The sequence below is a fragment of the Flavobacterium polysaccharolyticum genome (genome assembly GCF_038739875.1).
In the GTDB taxonomy this organism is placed as follows: domain Bacteria; phylum Bacteroidota; class Bacteroidia; order Flavobacteriales; family Flavobacteriaceae; genus Flavobacterium; species Flavobacterium polysaccharolyticum.
The window spans coordinates 184,421-197,572 of record NZ_JBCGDP010000008.1 but is presented as its reverse complement, the minus strand read 5'-3'; the positions used below and the strand labels follow the sequence as shown (position 1 = coordinate 197,572).

General features: G+C 34.5%; 18 protein-coding genes. 8 read left to right on the top strand and 10 right to left on the bottom strand.

What is annotated here, in order from left to right; translation table 11 throughout:
* Window positions 1-35 precede the first annotated feature (35 nt).
* The 3 genes from WFZ86_RS10220 to WFZ86_RS10210 all read left to right on the top strand — a co-directional run bounded on the left by WFZ86_RS10220 (window position 36) and on the right by WFZ86_RS10210 (window position 1,493).
* A complete protein-coding gene (locus WFZ86_RS10220; RefSeq protein WP_342691847.1) occupies window positions 36-485 on the top strand; it encodes an SRPBCC family protein in 450 nt (149 codons plus the stop codon).
* Between the two features lie 30 nt (window positions 486-515).
* Window positions 516-944: a VOC family protein gene (locus WFZ86_RS10215; RefSeq protein WP_342691846.1), complete on the top strand. Its 429-nt coding sequence runs from the start codon at window positions 516-518 to the stop codon at window positions 942-944.
* A 138-nt stretch (window positions 945-1,082) separates the two neighbouring features.
* The gene (locus tag WFZ86_RS10210; RefSeq protein WP_342691845.1) at window positions 1,083-1,493 is read left to right on the top strand and encodes an OsmC family peroxiredoxin; all 411 of its coding nucleotides are present in this window, start codon (window positions 1,083-1,085) and stop codon (window positions 1,491-1,493) included.
* 71 nt (window positions 1,494-1,564) lie between these two features.
* Here the strand turns inward: WFZ86_RS10210 and WFZ86_RS10205 are convergent, their stop codons facing one another.
* From WFZ86_RS10205 to WFZ86_RS10175, 7 genes are all read right to left on the bottom strand, one after another.
* Entirely contained in the window at window positions 1,565-1,957 is a 393-nt protein-coding gene (locus WFZ86_RS10205) for a hypothetical protein (protein WP_342691844.1), read from the bottom strand.
* A gap of 126 nt (window positions 1,958-2,083) precedes the next feature.
* Window positions 2,084-3,334 (bottom strand): acyloxyacyl hydrolase, encoded by a 1,251-nt coding sequence (locus WFZ86_RS10200; RefSeq protein WP_342691843.1) that lies wholly within the window; start codon window positions 3,332-3,334, stop codon window positions 2,084-2,086.
* A gap of 107 nt (window positions 3,335-3,441) precedes the next feature.
* Window positions 3,442-4,329 (bottom strand): cysteine synthase CysM, encoded by an 888-nt coding sequence (gene cysM / locus WFZ86_RS10195; RefSeq protein WP_342691842.1) that lies wholly within the window; start codon window positions 4,327-4,329, stop codon window positions 3,442-3,444.
* The gene (epsC, locus tag WFZ86_RS10190; protein WP_342691841.1) at window positions 4,329-5,120 is read right to left on the bottom strand and encodes a serine O-acetyltransferase EpsC; all 792 of its coding nucleotides are present in this window, start codon (window positions 5,118-5,120) and stop codon (window positions 4,329-4,331) included. Before epsC ends, cysM begins: the two co-directional genes overlap by 1 nt.
* A gap of 188 nt (window positions 5,121-5,308) precedes the next feature.
* The gene (locus tag WFZ86_RS10185) at window positions 5,309-5,773 is read right to left on the bottom strand and encodes a PEGA domain-containing protein (RefSeq protein WP_342691840.1); all 465 of its coding nucleotides are present in this window, start codon (window positions 5,771-5,773) and stop codon (window positions 5,309-5,311) included.
* Between the two features lie 3 nt (window positions 5,774-5,776).
* A complete protein-coding gene (locus WFZ86_RS10180; protein ID WP_342691839.1) occupies window positions 5,777-6,160 on the bottom strand; it encodes a hypothetical protein in 384 nt (127 codons plus the stop codon).
* 2 nt (window positions 6,161-6,162) lie between these two features.
* Window positions 6,163-6,783 carry a hypothetical protein gene (locus WFZ86_RS10175; RefSeq protein ID WP_342691838.1) on the bottom strand — a complete coding sequence of 207 codons (621 nt, stop codon included), beginning with the start codon at window positions 6,781-6,783 and terminating at the stop codon, window positions 6,163-6,165.
* Window positions 6,784-6,922: 139 nt separating this feature from the next.
* Between WFZ86_RS10175 and WFZ86_RS10170 the strand changes: the two genes are divergently transcribed.
* The gene (locus tag WFZ86_RS10170) at window positions 6,923-7,624 is read left to right on the top strand and encodes a DUF1003 domain-containing protein (protein ID WP_342691837.1); all 702 of its coding nucleotides are present in this window, start codon (window positions 6,923-6,925) and stop codon (window positions 7,622-7,624) included.
* A 6-nt stretch (window positions 7,625-7,630) separates the two neighbouring features.
* On the opposite strand, the gene WFZ86_RS10165 is transcribed toward WFZ86_RS10170, so the two are convergent.
* On the bottom strand, window positions 7,631-7,912 hold the full coding sequence (locus WFZ86_RS10165) for a DUF2752 domain-containing protein (protein ID WP_342691836.1): 282 nt from the start codon (window positions 7,910-7,912) through the stop codon (window positions 7,631-7,633).
* Between the two features lie 103 nt (window positions 7,913-8,015).
* On the opposite strand from WFZ86_RS10165, the gene WFZ86_RS10160 reads away from it, so the two are divergent.
* Both WFZ86_RS10160 and WFZ86_RS10155 read left to right on the top strand, forming a co-directional pair.
* Window positions 8,016-8,201 carry a hypothetical protein gene (locus WFZ86_RS10160; RefSeq protein ID WP_342691835.1) on the top strand — a complete coding sequence of 62 codons (186 nt, stop codon included), beginning with the start codon at window positions 8,016-8,018 and terminating at the stop codon, window positions 8,199-8,201.
* Window positions 8,191-8,742 (top strand): Smr/MutS family protein, encoded by a 552-nt coding sequence (locus WFZ86_RS10155; RefSeq protein ID WP_342691867.1) that lies wholly within the window; start codon window positions 8,191-8,193, stop codon window positions 8,740-8,742. The genes WFZ86_RS10160 and WFZ86_RS10155 overlap by 11 nt, the downstream gene beginning before the upstream one ends.
* Before the next feature lie 64 nt (window positions 8,743-8,806).
* Here WFZ86_RS10155 and WFZ86_RS10150 read toward each other — a convergent pair whose 3' ends face one another.
* Complete coding sequence (locus tag WFZ86_RS10150; RefSeq protein WP_342691834.1) at window positions 8,807-9,754, bottom strand: hypothetical protein; 948 nt, start codon at window positions 9,752-9,754, stop codon at window positions 8,807-8,809.
* A gap of 149 nt (window positions 9,755-9,903) precedes the next feature.
* Here WFZ86_RS10150 and WFZ86_RS10145 point away from each other — a divergent pair, with 149 nt between their 5' ends.
* A complete protein-coding gene (locus tag WFZ86_RS10145) occupies window positions 9,904-10,818 on the top strand; it encodes an EamA family transporter (protein WP_342691833.1) in 915 nt (304 codons plus the stop codon).
* 148 nt (window positions 10,819-10,966) lie between these two features.
* The gene (locus WFZ86_RS10140) at window positions 10,967-12,091 is read left to right on the top strand and encodes a cysteine desulfurase family protein (protein WP_342691832.1); all 1,125 of its coding nucleotides are present in this window, start codon (window positions 10,967-10,969) and stop codon (window positions 12,089-12,091) included.
* 72 nt (window positions 12,092-12,163) lie between these two features.
* Here the strand turns inward: WFZ86_RS10140 and cysK are convergent, their stop codons facing one another.
* Entirely contained in the window at window positions 12,164-13,078 is a 915-nt protein-coding gene (cysK, locus tag WFZ86_RS10135) for a cysteine synthase A (protein WP_342691831.1), read from the bottom strand.
* Between the last annotated feature and the right edge of the window lie 74 nt (window positions 13,079-13,152).

The window sequence follows — 13,152 nt, the reverse complement described above, 5'->3', positions numbered from 1 at the left end:
AAAAGTAACTTTTGAGTTAATTTAAATTAATGAGTATGGCAACAAACACTGTTCAGCTACATCGCGTTTTTGCGGCACCAGTAGCAAAAGTATTTCGAGCATTTGTCGAGGCAGATGCTATGGCTTCTTGGTTACCTCCTTATGGCTTTGTTTGCAAAGTAGACCATTTGGAAGCCAAAGTTGGAGGAACCTATCGAATGTCGTTTACCAATTTTACGACAGGTAGTAGTCATTCGTTTGGAGGGGAATATCTAGAAATACTGCCCAATGAACAATTGAAATATACCGATGTCTTTGACGATCCCAATTTGCAGGGTCAAATAATTACTACGATTCAATTTGAAACGGTTTTGTGCGGTACACAACTTTGGATTACTCAAGAAGGGATTCCCGAGGCCATTCCAACGGAAATGTGTTACTTAGGTTGGCAAGAATCGCTAGAGAAACTAAAACGTTTGGTAGAACCTAACATTCCCGATGCTTAATTCAAATACTCACTTTTTAAACATGTAACTATGGCTAAAATAAATCCTTATATTCATTTCAACGGCAATGCTGAAGTCGCTTTTTTGTTTTATCAATCGGTTTTTGGTGGTGAGTTCACAGTGTTGTCACGATTCAAAGACATCGCTTCTGAAGAAAATCCTATAGCAGATCATGAAGCGCATAAAATTATGCATATCGCATTGCTGATTGGTGACTCGAATTTGCTAATGGGAAGTGATGTTCCAGAGGTGTTGGGACAAGTAAATGAAAACGAAAACAGAAGTAAAATTATGATTAGTGCCGCTAGCAAAGAAGAAGCGTATCATGTTTTTAATGGTCTTTCTGCAGGAGGAACGGTTGAAGTACCAATGGATGAAAGTCCTTGGGGAACGCTATTTGGTATGTTTCGTGACCAATTCGGAATTGAATGGATGATAGATTTCAATCCTGAAAAGTAAGGGGAGATAATTTGAATTTGAATCTTTTCATTTTTTTTATTTGTAAACCAATACTAATCTTTAGTTAAATAAATTCATACTAAATAGTTATCTAGTCAATTACCTTTAAATTTGAGTTGGACTATAAAACCATTAGCTATGAAAAGACATGCCACCGCAGTTTGGAAAGGTTCCTTAAAAGAAGGAGCAGGGAAGTTAAGCACACAAAGTACTACTTTGTCGAATACCCAATATTCATTCACTTCAAGATTTGAGGAAGGAGTAGGGACCAATCCCGAGGAATTAGTTGCTGCTGCTCACGCAGGCTGTTTTACTATGCAGTTGACCGCTTTTATTGGAGAAACGACAGCAGTTATCGAAAGCATTGATACCAAATGTGTGATCAATTTGGTTGAAGGGATTATTATCGGTTCGCATTTGACAGTACAAGCAAAAATTAGCGGTATTACCGATGAAGTTTTTCAAGAATTGATAACCAAAGCAGAAAAGAATTGTCCTATTTCTAAATTATTCAACACCGAAATTACTACTACAGCCACTCTGTTATAAGTACTATTTTTTTAATACAAGAAAAGAGCCAATTGTTTTAATTGGCTCTTTTCTTGTAAATGGATTTCGTTTTATTGGTAGATCAAGGCTGGTTTACCCTCTACACAAGTCACAGCTTTAGGCATTGAAGTAACCTCACAAGTGGAGATAAGTTCCCATTTTTTATTGAAGGCTTCTACAGCATTATTATAAGCCTTGATTTTGGTTTCGAATACAGTTATGTTTATTCCTTTTGCATAAGGAATATAAGAGTCTACGCCTCCACAAGGTTTTGTACCTATTCCTTTGAATGCCCACTCCTCTGGATTGGTACAAGGTAAAGACTTGATTAATGAAAGACTGATAATTTCATCATACATTATTTTTAATGCTGCATAATCTTCTTCTTGTGTAGTAGAATCATCATTGCTGCAAGATAACAATGTGCTGCACATTGCCAATAGCATAAAAGTTATTTTTTTCATAAGTATTGATTTAGTATTGATGTTACTAAGACGAAAAAGCATTCAAAAGGTTGCGTCAGTACTTTGAAATGCAATAGAAAAAAGACTTAGGTTGCTACTATAACAGCTGATAAGTTATCTAAAAAATTATTTATTTTTCGATTTAGGACTATACACATACCCAAAACTGAGTTCAGAGAAATCAGCTTGTCCTAAGTTTGAATTAATATTTGCAGCTATAAATACATTGTGCTTCGGAGCTTTTTTTGCGGTAATTGCATAATAACGGAAGCCTAAACGAGAAGAAATGTATTGTTTTGTTTTTGCTTTGGTTCCAAACTCATCAGCGATATAGCCTGTTGCGGTATAGCTTCCATTGTTTACATACCAATCTAATTTGTAAGCTGGTTTGTAAAGATTAATTCCTAATTCTGCTTCTACACTGAAATGGTTTATTAAAACTTCACAATTGCTAAATATTCCAATAGCAGTTGCGTTTTGAAAAGGATTGTTTGTCAATTTTGGGAAATTCGTAGTAATTATGTTACCTTCTTCTTTGATGAAGTCGTAATAATCTTCATAAAATCTATAATAGAAGCTTAGCCCATATTTGAACGATTTGTTCTTTATTCGCCCCATTCCAAAGGATGCGGTATATACATTTTTAAGAGAATTGTAATTTCTATATAATGTTTTTTGTCCAAAACCCAATCGAGTGGTATAGTAAGTCTGTGTTTCAGAAGAATAAGAATCGGGAGTGTCCTCTGACAAGTTCAAAGTATTTTTTGTAAAATTGAATTCGGTTTTGACTGTAGCCAAAAAGGAATTCAAACCAAGATTAGGCCAGCGGGTGTGACCATTAGAGAAATGGGTAAATCCACCACCAATTTTGAGGTTGATGTCTTTACGATGCAACAAATCATAGTATAAAAAGGAACGAAAAGCCCAATTGAAGTGTGTTGAGATGGCATGGTTGCCATAGTTGGTCACTTTGTTATAGATAAGATTGTTGTAGGATCCACCCAAACCTATTTGAAAGCGGATTCTATCGGTGACCTTATTCAGAATGCCAAAATCGAAGAAAGGCATTATAGTAATGCCATAACCTACTTTTTCTTGATTTCCAAAATCGGCATAGGAGAGCAATATACCCGTTTTTGGATAATTCAGTAGTTTGGCCCAACTGTCTTTTTCATAGGTAGTGGTGCCTAGTGTAAGGTCAAAACCTTTTTGAATTTTTGTCTCTGGATAAATGCTTAGTGGAGGCATTGTTTGTCCCATTGAGTAACCAACTCCAATAAAGTTAAAGTTTTTTTTGGTTGTTATGATACTTTCTTGTGCTGTTGTAATTGAACTAATTAATACGATTAGAAATACGGTTGTTTTTTTTAAGATCATTTTTGTAGAACCTAGTAATTTGATTTAGAGACTAAATCATGTTTGAAAAATTTATTATTGCTGATTTTTTGTGGTACAAAAATAAGAACTAGAATCAATTAAAAAAATTATTCAAACAAATCTGAGGACAAATATCGATCACCACGATCACAAATAATTGCCACAATGACACCAGACTTCAAGGTCTCTGCTGTTTTCAAAGCAGCTGCTACGGAACCACCGCTGCTCATTCCTGCAAAAATACCTTCTTCTTTGGCTAAACGTTGGGTCATGGCTTTGGCTTCTGCTTCGGTTACTTCTATAAAGGTATCTACTTTTGAGGCATCAAAAATTTTAGGTAAATATTCTTGTGGCCATTTGCGAATACCTGGAATTTGCGAGCCATCACTCGGTTGCGCACCAACAATTTGAATGGAAGGATTTTTTTCTTTCAAATAAGTTGAGGTTCCAATAATGGTTCCTGTAGTTCCCATAGCCGATACAAAATGTGTTACAGTTCCTTGGGTATCTTCCCAGATTTCTGGACCTGTAGTGTTGTAATGTGCCTTCCAATTATCATCGTTAGCAAATTGATTGAGCATGATATAACCGCCTTCGGCTACTTTTTTGTCAGCATAATCTCTTGAACCAATGATGCCAGTACTTGCAGGAGTCAAAATTACAGTAGCTCCATAAGCTCTCATGGTTTGTGTGCGTTCTATGGTAGAATCTTCGGGTAAAACCAATTCTATTTCGATGTTGAATAATTGTGCAATCATCGCCAATGCAATACCTGTGTTTCCACTAGTAGCTTCGATTAATTTATCGCCTTTTTTGATGTCTCCACGTTCAATCGCCGATTTGATCATGTTGTAGGCTGCACGGTCTTTAACGCTTCCTCCAGGATTATTTCCTTCGAGTTTTAAGAGTAATTTTACGTTAGGATTTTGAATTAAATGTTGACTTATTACTAATGGCGTGTTTCCAATTAGATCGACTAACTTTTGTGGTTTCATTATCGTTTTTCTTTTATCTTAACCTCAGTTGTTGTTGTGTTTAATACAGTAGAATTGGCTGGAATCGATTTGGTAACCCATGAATTTCCGCCTACAATACTATTTTCTCCAATAATCGTTTCGCCTCCAAGTATAGTGGCATTGGCATAAATGCAGACGTTTTTTTCAACCGTTGGATGGCGTTTGGCATTTTTCATTTCCTTACTTACACTCAGCGCGCCTAAGGTAACACCTTGGTATATTTTGACGTTTTCTTCTATTACAGTCGTTTCACCAATCACAATTCCAGTAGCGTGATCAATAAAAAATGGAGAAGAGATAGTAGCTCCTGCATGAATGTCTGTACCTGTGATTCGGTGTGCGTATTCACTCATTAATCTTGAGAAAAGTAATAAGTCTAGCAAATATAATTCGTGACTTAATCGGTAGATGGCTATGGCATAAAAACCAGGGTAAGCTAGATATACTTCTTCAATACTGTTCGAAGCAGGATCATTTTTAAGGATATAGGCTGCATCTTGATTGAGTTGCTCTAGTACCAAAGGCAATTTCTTAAGAAAATTATCCCAAGCACATTCACATAATTCTTCAGCTTTTTTGCAGGCAATTTTAGCAATGTCTTTAAATTGAAGTTCTAGTTCATCAATGCTTTGGTCTAAAGGGGCATTCGAGTCAAAAAGGGTATAAAACAGTTTTTCAGTAAATGCTTCTGTTTTGGTTTTTATGCTATAATTAATAGTCAAATGACTCTTGTGCGAACGAATATTTTGAATGATTTGCTGTCTTGACACAATAATAAAATTATAAAATGAATTCGAAACCGTAAAAGTAAGATGTTTTTTAGAGATAGCAGTATTTTTGAAAGCAATAAATATAACTTTAGTCTATTTTTTTGATAGATTGTATAGGATATATTTGCAAAAAAAACAGCGAAACATATTCTATTTATGTTTCGCTGTTTATTATATAATTTTAGAAATTATTTTTTATCTAGTTGAGCAATCTTTTCCCAATTTTGATTTTCTTTTAATGCAACTCCGATATAGATATCTTTTTTATTTAGTTTAAATGCAGTTCCTTTGTTCATTTCTGCCTTAACATCACTTGGAGTCAAGTTGTAAATAGCTCCTGTTATTGGGTCAATAATAATTCCGATAATACCTCCAAAAACGATATTACCTAAATACCAAGCATTGAATTTTTTAGTTAAATTAGTTTCATAAGTTTGGTAACCATCTAATTTAATCATCACATGGTGTTCTTTGTTTCTTTCTAATTTTATTTCGAAAGGAGTTTTGCCAACTTCTACTTCGTCAATAAAAATTGAAGCTTGTGCTGGGTTACTATGAAAGCTAACTTTCTGTTTTGATCCAGATATTATAGTTGCACAACTAGATAATAATAAGCTTAATGATAATGCTGAGATTACAATTTTTTTCTTCATTTGTTAATTAATTTGTAGTTTGTATTGAGGAATATTATTTATATCACTTGTAGTGTAATAAAAATCAACTTTTATTCTATAGCAAGTACTCCATAAATCAGGTACTTTTTTTTCAGTCACTTTTACTACATTGGCTCCTTTTTCTCGAGCTAATTTTCGTGCTTTTATTAAATTTGAATTGAAGTCACAATCGGTTGAAAAACCACTGTCTTGAAAATGAGCACTACCAATTTTTTCTGCATCTTTCGGAACACTATGATGTGTATCTAGTAAAGCGACTTTATCTTCGATTGTTAATGGTTTTTTAGGATTTTCAAAAGTAGATTGAATACTTACACTACAGCTCAATAGCATTAAAGTACAAAAAAGGTATGCTAGTTTTTTCATATTTATTTAAGTTTAATGTATATAGAATTGTAATTTTTTGAGCGAATACCAAGTAGCCCGTATACTGTTTCTCCTTGTTTGATTTTTTTACCCAATAAATTAAATTCTAATAAATCTTGTTTGAATTTTTTATTAGCCGAGCTTGCTGTTAAAATATTACCCCCAGCTATTCCTGGACCAATTATTACACCTATTGGCAATGAACTTGTTTGTTCAGTGTATCCGTTAGAATTAGTAGATGTGGTATTAAATTGCATTGGTGTCAATAATAAATACCATAAATACGAGGCAGGACTTTGTTTTAAAGATTGAAAAATTTCTTTGTTTTCAAGTAGTGTTAGTTCATTTCCATCACCATAAATAAGAGCAAGATTGTCTCCTATAGTTAGTTCATTTTCTGAAGAATTCGTAACTTTAACAGCAATTAACTTAATGTCATTTTTCGCTTCCTTTTTTGAATATTTTTTATTCAATATATCATATTTATAACTAAATGTTACTTTTTCATTTTTATCATTAGATATATAGTTAAATTTAGAAGGGTCTATGTTTTTGTAACCAGATGCACAACTTGAAAAAAACAGGTAAAGTAATGAGAGAACTAGAATTTTTTTAAATTTCATTTTAAATGTTTGTAGATGGGTAAAGTTTATTGCTTTTAACAACTAAACAAATGTAAAATTTTTCTTTTTTTTTATGAATTTTTATCTCTATTTTTTATAATTTTTATTTCATTATTAATCAATCGTTTAACTTTTCTTTATGAAAAATCACTCCACTTTTAAAAGTGACCTTTCCAATATTGAGTTTTCTCTCAATGAACGTATTTCTGGTCATGCTATACAAAATCCCATTTTAGGACTCATAAAAGCGGATCACCCTGATTTTAGTAGTGATCAATATATGTCGATTTCTGAGTTGAATTTTTATAGAGAAAAATACATTTCAAATTATCTTTTGACTGAAATTGGAGAATTGAGTCACTTAGAGCAACATGTTATTGGTTCACTCAAGGAAGACACTTCTTTGGTTTTAGAAGTTGAAGATGAGATAGAGACGCGTACTTTTGGTCAAATTGTAGCAGACAAAGTGGCTACTTTTGGTGGAAGTTGGACTTTTATCATTTGTTTTGGAATCTTTATTTTAGTGTGGATATGCATCAATACTTATGTTTATCTCAATAAAGGGTTTGATCCTTATCCGTTTATTTTGTTGAATTTAATTTTGTCTTGTTTGGCGGCTTTGCAAGCTCCTGTGATTATGATGAGTCAAAATCGTCAGGAGGAAAAAGATAGAGAACGAGCCAAAAAAGATTATATGATCAATCTAAAATCAGAATTAGAAGTACGTATGTTGCATGATAAATTAGATCATCTCATCCAGCACCAACAACATGAGTTGATTGAGATTCAAAAAGTACAAATTGAAATGATGAATGATATTTTAAGTCGTATGAAAATGTGATTCTTATTAAAAATGCTTGTAGACATAGCCTCCAATTACAAAGAAGAGGTTGATAGCAATTAGAATTGTTAATCCATTTTTGGTAAAGGCTGTTTTTTTATTGGTATAAAATAAAAAAATACCACAAAACATTGCAAGCATGGAGTACACCGCAGGATACATAGCAAAAGCCGCACTCCATTCTCCATTTAGTAACAAAAGTAAGGCACGTTGAAATCCACAACCTAAGCATTCTACACCAAAAAGTGTTTTGCTCAAACAAGGAATCATGTATTTTTCTAGATGCATTTGCTTTTATTTAGTACAATTTTACAAAAAAAAGCCGATTCCTTTTTCAATAATCTATCTCACCAATTTTATTTCTTATTTTTGAAGCTTGAAATTTTTTAAAATGAAGAAATTGATGATTCTGATAATGGCAGTAGCCATTGGAGTGGCGTTTTATGAGCAAAGTAAGCCAGACAAAAATCCCTATTTAATGATTGTGGCTATAGTTGTTTTTATGTTTGGATTGATGCGATTAAGTGCCAAAACACCTAGTAAAAATCAAGATAAAGAAGAAAATGATGTGGAATAAAGGAGATCAAGTAGCAGTTTTAGACGATGCAATTAACGGAAAGATTATAGCGATAAATGGTACTAAAATTACGATTGAAACAGAAGATGGTTTCATGATGCATTTTTCTACTCATGAATTGGTTAAGTTAAACCAAACGAATAATTTGATGGATTCTATTAGAAGAATTAATGTAGATGAAATTATTAAAGAAAAAACGATTCCAGCTCCTAGAAGTTTTGTAAAAGAACGCAAAGAGAAAAGAGAAGTCGGTGTTCCTGAATTTGATTTGCATATCGAAAAACTGGTGCCTAATAAGCGTGGCATGTCTAATTATGATATTTTGACGCTACAAGCCGAAACCGCCAAGCGCCATATTGAATTTGCTATTCGTAATCGTATTCCAAAAATCGTTTTCATTCACGGTGTTGGAGAAGGAGTACTCAAAGCCGAATTGGATTTTCTCTTAGGACGGTATGATAATGTCTCGTTTCAAGATGCCAATTATCAAAAATATGGTTTAGGCGCTACAGAAGTGTATTTTAAACAGAATAGTAAATAATACTAGTGCAAAAAAGGTCAATTCCACTCGAATTGACCTTTTTTGTGTTTGAAAAAATGAAGGATTAATTTGTAATTAATTCTCCATAGGTATAATTGTCTCCCAACGAAAAATTATCACTTCCTCTTACCATTTTTACTTTTTTAAGCACTATGGTATGTTTGTATCCAGTACCAAAAGTTGTGGTAGTAACTTCAATTATACCCTCTGTATTGGCTACGCCAGCAGCGGCTTTCCATTCTTGAAAAAGTGTTGGTGTTGCAGGAGTGTTGGTGTTACAAAAATAGCTTTCTGTCAAAAGACCAGTATACGATCTGTAGATGAGAGAATTGGTTGTACTACCAATTAGTGCCGTTCTAGGTGTATTCAAAGGCGTTACTTCGTTTTTAATCAATCCCGCTTCAATGTTATTTAAGGTTAACGCCTCACTATTGATGAAATTGTATACTTGTTTGGACGTAGCGCACTGCCCTAAAGTTTTTGTAAAAGCAAATGGAATTGAAGATACAGTGGTTTTGTAATCCCCAAAAACAAACTCATCATAGACTTGCGTACCATTTGTTTTTTGAAAGGTGACATTTTTTAGCACGATCAAATGGTTGTAACCAGTAATTTTAGTGCTGTTAGTAGTGGCATCTGTTGTTTTTATTGGAGTACTAGTAATCACTATTTTTCCACCGGCTTCTGCAGTCCATTGGTCAACTACAATTGGGATTGCTGGGGGAATGGTTTCACAAATGTTATCTGCTTTTACGGTTCCGTTAAAAAAGCGATACACGACTCTAATACTTCCTCCAATAGTAATTTCTTGTGTTTTGGTTTCACTAGGAAATACTACTTCAGGAAGTTCTAATAATAAAGCCTCTTTTTCATTTAGTTTGTAAATAATATCATTGTTGGCACAGGTGGCAACTGTTGCATCGTCAAAATTAATATCTTCCAAAAAAAGATCACCGTCATCACAACCGCTAATCATAACTACTAAGAATAGTATTCCTAAAAATCGTTTCATTTCTTTACTTTATTTTAAGCAAAAATAGAATTTTTAATTGGTATCCGCTTCATTCCCTATTTTAAAATCATGTTAATGTAAGCCGATTTGTTTTTGAAGGAAATACAAGCCAAATGAAATTAGTACCTTTGCTGTACTATTTAATCTAGATGAAACAAACGAAACATTATCTTGCTGCTTTTTCTGCTTTTTTTATATGGGGATTTTTTAGCTTAGCACTGAAACCTATTGCAGACTTTCCTTCTTTGGATATTCTTTTTTACCGTGTTTTTTTAAGTGTTTTTCTTTTAACGCTTTTGAATGTGGTTTTTAGGAAAAGTGTCATTCGTGAGAATTGGATTCTTTTTCAAAATTTTGAACCAAAAGTTAAGAAAACGATTCTGTGGTTGACACTAGGAGGAAGTTTGATATTGGCTTCGAATTGGTTTATTTTTATTTATGTAGTCAATCATGTGAGTGTAAAAGCGGGTTCCTTGGCTTACTTGATTTGCCCGATATTGACGACCGTTTTTGCCTTTTTCCTTTTAAAAGAAACACTGTCAAAGACGCAATGGTTTGCAGTTTCATTGAGTGTTGTGAGTTGTTTGTTGTTATCGATGAATGATTTACATGATATTTTTTACAGCTTGGTGGTAGCGGCAACTTATGCGCTCTATTTAGTAAGTCAACGAAAAAACAATCAAATGGATAAACTTTTGGTACTCAATGTGCAATTGCTTTTTATTGCATTACTGATTCTGCCATTTTATCCTATTTATAGTGGTCCGCTGCCTAGGACACCTTTGTTTTATGGCTGTTTGTTATGTATTGTGGTCTTCTTTACGATTATTCCTTTATTTTTAAATTTGTTTGCATTGAAAGGAATTTCCTCAGCGACAGTTGGAATTTTGATGTATATCAATCCAATGATTAATTTTGCGATTGCTTTGTTGTATTTTAAAGAGAAAATAAATGGAACACAACTCTTTTCGTATGTACTGATTTTGATTTCTGTTGTGATTTTTAATAAGAAAGTCATTTTGGAACTATTGAGAAAATCAAAAGAAAAACGATTGGTTGCCTAAAGAGCGTCTGGTTTTGCAGGGTTTGCGTGAGGGTAGTAGTGGAGCTCTTTTTTAGAGACTTTTTTGGCTCTAAAAAAAGCGGGAACGGATGCCCGACCCGACTTTTTCTGGCGGGGCACGCCCAAATAAAAATGAATAGTATTTAATTATGAAAAAAGTATATCTCGACAATGCTTCTACAACTGCGATGCGTCCCGAAGTGATTCAGGTGATGGTGGATTGTATGGCGCAAGATTACGGAAATCCGTCGTCTACGCATAGTTTGGGGCGTCACGCCAAAAGTATTTTGGAACTGTCTAGAAAGAGTATTGCCAAGGCTTTGAATGCTACGGCGCAAGAGATTTTGTTTACATCGGGTGGGACAGAGGCCAATAATTGGATTTTGCGTTCGGCAGTGAAGGATTTGAAAGTGAGGCGAATTATTTCGAGCAAAATGGAACATCATGCGGTTTTGTATCCTATTTTGGAATTGCAAAAGGAGTTCGGTGTTCAAGTGGAATATGTAGAAAATTCGGCTGATGGCGTTCTTGATTTGACGCATTTAGTGGACTTGCTTTCTGAATCTTCGGAGAAAACTTTGGTGAGTTTGATGCATGTGAACAACGAAACGGGCGTGGTTTTGGATTTGGAACGTGTGTCACAAATTTGTCAAGAGCATCATGCTTTATTTCACTCGGATACGGTGCAATCTGTAGGCAAAGCGATTTTAGATTTACAAAAAGTGCCTGTAGATTTTATAGTGAGCAGTGCCCACAAATTTCACGGCCCAAAAGGGGTTGGTTTTGCTTTTATTCGAAAAAACTCGGGTTTACAGCCTTTGTTTTTTGGTGGTGAACAAGAAAAAGGACTGCGTTCTGGAACTGAAGCAATTCATCAAATTGCAGGAATGGCAAAGGCTTTGGAAGTTTCTTATGCTAATTTAGAAGCAGAACAGCCGCAAATCAGTGCTCTAAAACAGTATTGTTTGGAACAATTAGCGTTGCACTTTCCTGGAGTGAAAGAAAATGGAACTGCTACTTTTTACCCGATTTTGAATGTGCAATTGCCTTTTTCAGCAGATAAAACGGCTATGATTTTGTTTTATTTGGATATGAAAGGGATTTTTGTTTCGAGAGGAAGTGCTTGTCAGTCGGGGAGTGTGAAGCCCTCGCATGTGTTGGCTGAAATGCTTTCGGAAGATGATTTGAAAAAACCAAGTTTGCGAATATCGTTCAGTCATTTATCTACTCAAGAAGATGTAGATTTATTGATTGAGGCGTTGAAAGGCGTTTAAGGCTCTCTTATAAAAATGCAAAACCTGACAATTAGTAGATTTGTCAGGTTTTTTGTTTTGTACAATTTTATGTTATTCGAACAATCCTTCGATACTCAAATAGCGTTCTCCGGTGTCGTAGCAAAAAGTAAGTACAGTTGCCCCATCTGGGATTTCGTTTAGTTTTTTGGCTACAGCGGCTAAAGATGCACCAGATGAAATACCTAATAGGATTCCTTCTTCTTTAGCGGCTCTTTGTGCATAAGAAAATGCCTCGTCTTTGCTAACTTGTATGGTGCCGTCTAGTATTTCAGTGTGTAAATTGGTAGGTATAAAACCAGCACCAATCCCTTGAATAGGGTGTGGACTAGGAGCACCACCACTAATTACTGGAGAAGCTTCTGGTTCTACCGCAAATACTTTTAGATTTGGAAAGTGTTGTTTTAGGATTTCGGCACAGCCTGTAATATGTCCACCTGTACCTACTCCGGTGATGAGATAGTCAATTCCGTTTGGAAAGTCATTGATGATTTCTTGAGCTGTTTTTTGTTTGTGCACCTCAATATTTGCTGGGTTTTCAAATTGTAGCGGTGACCAAGAGTTTGGGATTTCGTTGACTAGTTCTTGAGCTTTTTCGATAGCTCCTTTCATCCCTTTTTCGCGTGGTGTCAATACAAATTCTGCACCGTAGATACTCATTAATCGACGTCTTTCAATGGACATAGATTCTGGCATAACCAAAATAAGTCGGTATCCTTTCACTGCCGCAACCATAGCCAAACCAATTCCAGTGTTGCCTGAGGTAGCCTCGATGATGGTGCTGCCTTTTTGTAAAATTCCTTTTGCTTCAGCATCTTCAATCATGGCTAAAGCAATACGGTCTTTGATGCTAGCACCCGGATTGGCTCGCTCTAATTTTATCCAAACCGATGTTTTTTCTCCAAATAGTTTGTTGATTTTTACATGGGGTGTGTTACCGATTGTTTCAAGTATGTTGTTATAAGTCATGGTTTTATTTTTTTTATTTTAAATCCTAGTAAATTTATAGAATAAATTGGTTTTTACAAAACAGCAACAGTTAA

Excerpts from the sequence above, each read along its gene's own strand:
- WFZ86_RS10220 (WP_342691847.1), top strand. The coding sequence starts at position 36 with ATGGCAACAAACACTGTTCAGCTACATCGCGTTTTTGCGGCACCAGTA.
- WFZ86_RS10215 (WP_342691846.1), top strand. The coding sequence starts at position 516 with ATGGCTAAAATAAATCCTTATATTCATTTCAACGGCAATGCTGAAGTC.
- WFZ86_RS10210 (WP_342691845.1), top strand. The coding sequence starts at position 1,083 with ATGAAAAGACATGCCACCGCAGTTTGGAAAGGTTCCTTAAAAGAAGGA.
- WFZ86_RS10205 (WP_342691844.1), bottom strand. The coding sequence starts at position 1,957 with ATGAAAAAAATAACTTTTATGCTATTGGCAATGTGCAGCACATTGTTA.
- WFZ86_RS10200 (WP_342691843.1), bottom strand. The coding sequence starts at position 3,334 with ATGATCTTAAAAAAAACAACCGTATTTCTAATCGTATTAATTAGTTCA.
- cysM (WP_342691842.1), bottom strand. The coding sequence starts at position 4,329 with ATGAAACCACAAAAGTTAGTCGATCTAATTGGAAACACGCCATTAGTA.
- WFZ86_RS10185 (WP_342691840.1), bottom strand. The coding sequence starts at position 5,773 with ATGAAGAAAAAAATTGTAATCTCAGCATTATCATTAAGCTTATTATTA.
- WFZ86_RS10180 (WP_342691839.1), bottom strand. The coding sequence starts at position 6,160 with ATGAAAAAACTAGCATACCTTTTTTGTACTTTAATGCTATTGAGCTGT.
- WFZ86_RS10175 (WP_342691838.1), bottom strand. The coding sequence starts at position 6,783 with ATGAAATTTAAAAAAATTCTAGTTCTCTCATTACTTTACCTGTTTTTT.
- WFZ86_RS10170 (WP_342691837.1), top strand. The coding sequence starts at position 6,923 with ATGAAAAATCACTCCACTTTTAAAAGTGACCTTTCCAATATTGAGTTT.
- WFZ86_RS10165 (WP_342691836.1), bottom strand. The coding sequence starts at position 7,912 with ATGCATCTAGAAAAATACATGATTCCTTGTTTGAGCAAAACACTTTTT.
- WFZ86_RS10160 (WP_342691835.1), top strand. The coding sequence starts at position 8,016 with ATGAAGAAATTGATGATTCTGATAATGGCAGTAGCCATTGGAGTGGCG.
- WFZ86_RS10155 (WP_342691867.1), top strand. The coding sequence starts at position 8,191 with ATGTGGAATAAAGGAGATCAAGTAGCAGTTTTAGACGATGCAATTAAC.
- WFZ86_RS10150 (WP_342691834.1), bottom strand. The coding sequence starts at position 9,754 with ATGAAACGATTTTTAGGAATACTATTCTTAGTAGTTATGATTAGCGGT.
- WFZ86_RS10145 (WP_342691833.1), top strand. The coding sequence starts at position 9,904 with ATGAAACAAACGAAACATTATCTTGCTGCTTTTTCTGCTTTTTTTATA.
- WFZ86_RS10140 (WP_342691832.1), top strand. The coding sequence starts at position 10,967 with ATGAAAAAAGTATATCTCGACAATGCTTCTACAACTGCGATGCGTCCC.
- cysK (WP_342691831.1), bottom strand. The coding sequence starts at position 13,078 with ATGACTTATAACAACATACTTGAAACAATCGGTAACACACCCCATGTA.